The sequence below is a fragment of the Vibrio sp. 10N.247.310.98 genome (genome assembly GCF_041467395.1).
In the GTDB taxonomy this organism is placed as follows: domain Bacteria; phylum Pseudomonadota; class Gammaproteobacteria; order Enterobacterales; family Vibrionaceae; genus Vibrio; species Vibrio crassostreae_C.
Map to the genome: position 1 here is coordinate 1 of NZ_JBFSUL010000108.1, position 2,793 is coordinate 2,793.

Sequence of the window (2,793 nt, forward strand, 5' to 3'; positions counted from 1 at the left end):
AAACCGGCAACCGTTAATAGCGGTTCTAGGGTTCAAATCCCTATCCCTCCACCACCATTAGAAAGCCCGCTGAGAAATCAGCGGGCTTTTTTCTTATCTGCGATATACATAAATAAAAGGGGAAGGGCACTGACGTGCTCTTCCCTTTTTTGTATTTAAAACAATGACGACTAGTCCGCTAAATATTTCCCTTCTGCAACTTGCCAGAACGCTCGAATTAGAGGGTTATCTAGCTGTGCTCGCTTACAACATACGCCTAACTCAAATGGCTTGATAGGTTCTATCTTTAAGCGGCTAACTTTATCTCTTACTGGACTGTTATTTATGACCACATCAGGTGCGATGCCAACTCCACATCCTAGTGCCACCATACTTACAATCGCCTCATGGCCAGAAACTTGCGCGTATATGTTGGGTTTTATCTTCATCTTTTTAAACCATGCATTGGCTCGTTCACGCGCTGTTCCTGCTTCTGGGATGATAAAGGGCACTTCATTCCAGTTTGGCTTATCGGATTGCAGTTGTTGGCTAAAGCTACTCACACCAGATGGAATGATGACTGACAGTGGAATATCGCTGATGGTTTCGAATTCTAACCTTGAAGGAAGGATGTCTGGCTTTGCTGAAATCGCGATATCCGCTTCATCGTTTAAGATCTTGTCGATGGATTGAGCTGGATCACCAGTAGAGAGCTTAAATTCAATATACGGATGAATAGCCCTAAATTCGGTTATGAGTTCAGGTAGGTGACTGTAGCTAGCCGTTACTGAACAAAATATACGGATCTCACCTTTAAGTTCTTGCTCTCCGCCCTTCAGGTGAAGGTTATATTGCTGCCACTCTCCCACGATGCTCAATGCTACAGGCAAGAGGTGTTTTCCTGCTGGGGTAAGATCAACACTGCGGTTGTCTCTGATTAGCAGTTCTTGTCCTGTTTCCTCTTCAAGCTTTTGTATCTGACGGCTCAGCGCTGAAGGACTGACGTGCATAGCAGCAGCGGTTTTGCTGAAACTCTTGCTGTCGCATAAATGTATAAATAATTGTAGAGATTTTATGTTCATGTTCTGCGATCGTTTCCATGTTGCATTTATTGCAATAACTAATTGTGAATATATCACTTTCAGCAACGGAGTGTCTGTTTTAGTATGAAGTCATTCGATAGAGAGATATCGACCTTACGGACTTATTTTTAAAGGAGTGCCCTAGAATGGCTAACTATTTCAATACATTAAACCTTCGTGAACAACTAGACCAATTAGGTCGTTGCCGCTTTATGGATCGTGAAGAATTCGCGACAGAAGCTGAATACCTTGAAGGTAAGAAAATCGTAATTGTTGGTTGTGGTGCTCAAGGCCTAAACCAAGGTCTAAATATGCGTGATTCTGGTCTAGACGTATCTTACGCTCTACGCCAAGCGGCAATTGATGAAAAGCGTCAATCATTCAAAAATGCTGATGAAAACGGCTTTGTTGTGGGTAGCTACGAAACGCTAATCCCTCAAGCAGACCTAGTAATCAACCTTACTCCTGATAAGCAACACACAAACGTTGTTGAAACAGTAATGCCTCTAATGAAGCAAGGCGCTGCTCTTGGTTACTCTCACGGCTTCAACGTTGTGGAAGAAGGCATGCAATTACGTGCTGACCTTACTGTAGTAATGGTTGCACCTAAGTGTCCAGGCTCTGAAGTTCGCGAAGAGTACAAACGTGGCTTCGGTGTACCAACACTTATCGCTGTTCACCCAGAAAACGACCCTAAAGGCGAAGGTTGGGATATCGCTAAAGCTTGGGCTGCAGGTACTGGTGGTCACCGTGCAGGTTGCCTAGAGTCTTCTTTCGTAGCAGAAGTTAAATCTGACCTGATGGGTGAGCAAACTATCCTTTGTGGCATGCTACAAGCGGGTTCTATCGTATCTTACGAGAAGATGATTGCTGATGGCATCGAACCTGGCTACGCAGGCAAGCTTCTACAATACGGTTGGGAAACGATTACTGAAGCACTTAAGTTTGGTGGCGTAACTCACATGATGGATCGCCTATCTAACCCGGCTAAAGTTAAAGCGTTTGAGCTTTCTGAAGAGCTTAAAGACCTAATGCGTCCGCTTTACAACAAGCACATGGATGACATCATCTCTGGTCACTTCTCTAGCACAATGATGGCTGACTGGGCGAACGATGACGTGAACCTACTAGGCTGGCGTGAAGAGACAGGCGAAACTGCATTCGAAAACTACCCAGCTTCTGACGTAGAAATCTCAGAGCAAGAGTACTTCGACAACGGTATCCTAATGGTTGCTATGGTTCGTGCCGGTGTTGAGCTAGCATTCGAAGCTATGACGGCATCAGGCATCATTGATGAGTCTGCTTACTACGAATCTCTACATGAGCTTCCACTAATCGCAAACACAGTTGCTCGTAAGCGTCTTTACGAAATGAACGTTGTAATCTCTGATACTGCTGAGTACGGTAACTACCTATTCGCTAACGTAGCAACACCGCTACTACGTGAGAAGTTCATGCCTTCAGTAGCAACGGACGTCATCGGCCGTGGTCTAGGTGAGACATCTAACCAAGTTGATAACGCTAAGCTAATTGAAGTAAACGAAGCTATCCGTAACCACCCTGTAGAATACATTGGTGAAGAGCTACGTAGCTACATGAGCGACATGAAGCGTATCGCTGTTGGCGGTTAATCTTCCAGTTCATCACTGAATAAAAATAGCCCTGAACATTTGTTCGGGGCTTTTTTTTGGTTCATCGCGGATTAGCGGGAACTAAAAACAAAAACGGTAGT

At 44.6% G+C, this 2,793-nt stretch carries 2 protein-coding genes; one reads left to right on the top strand and one right to left on the bottom strand.

What is annotated here, in order from left to right; genetic code table 11:
- Positions 1-170 precede the first annotated feature (170 nt).
- Complete coding sequence (gene ilvY / locus AB6E78_RS22740; protein WP_017061966.1) at positions 171-1,061, bottom strand: HTH-type transcriptional activator IlvY; 891 nt, start codon at positions 1,059-1,061, stop codon at positions 171-173.
- A gap of 146 nt (positions 1,062-1,207) precedes the next feature.
- Between ilvY and ilvC the strand changes: the two genes are divergently transcribed.
- Positions 1,208-2,692, top strand: a complete 1,485-nt coding sequence (ilvC, locus tag AB6E78_RS22745) for a ketol-acid reductoisomerase (RefSeq protein WP_017061965.1) — start codon at positions 1,208-1,210, stop codon at positions 2,690-2,692.
- The last annotated feature ends 101 nt before the right edge of the window (positions 2,693-2,793 follow it).

What these genes read in the sequence shown, in the direction of transcription:
- ilvC (WP_017061965.1), top strand. Translation starts at nt 1,208, where the DNA reads ATGGCTAACTATTTCAATACATTAAACCTTCGTGAACAACTAGACCAA.
- ilvY (WP_017061966.1), bottom strand. Translation starts at nt 1,061, where the DNA reads ATGAACATAAAATCTCTACAATTATTTATACATTTATGCGACAGCAAG.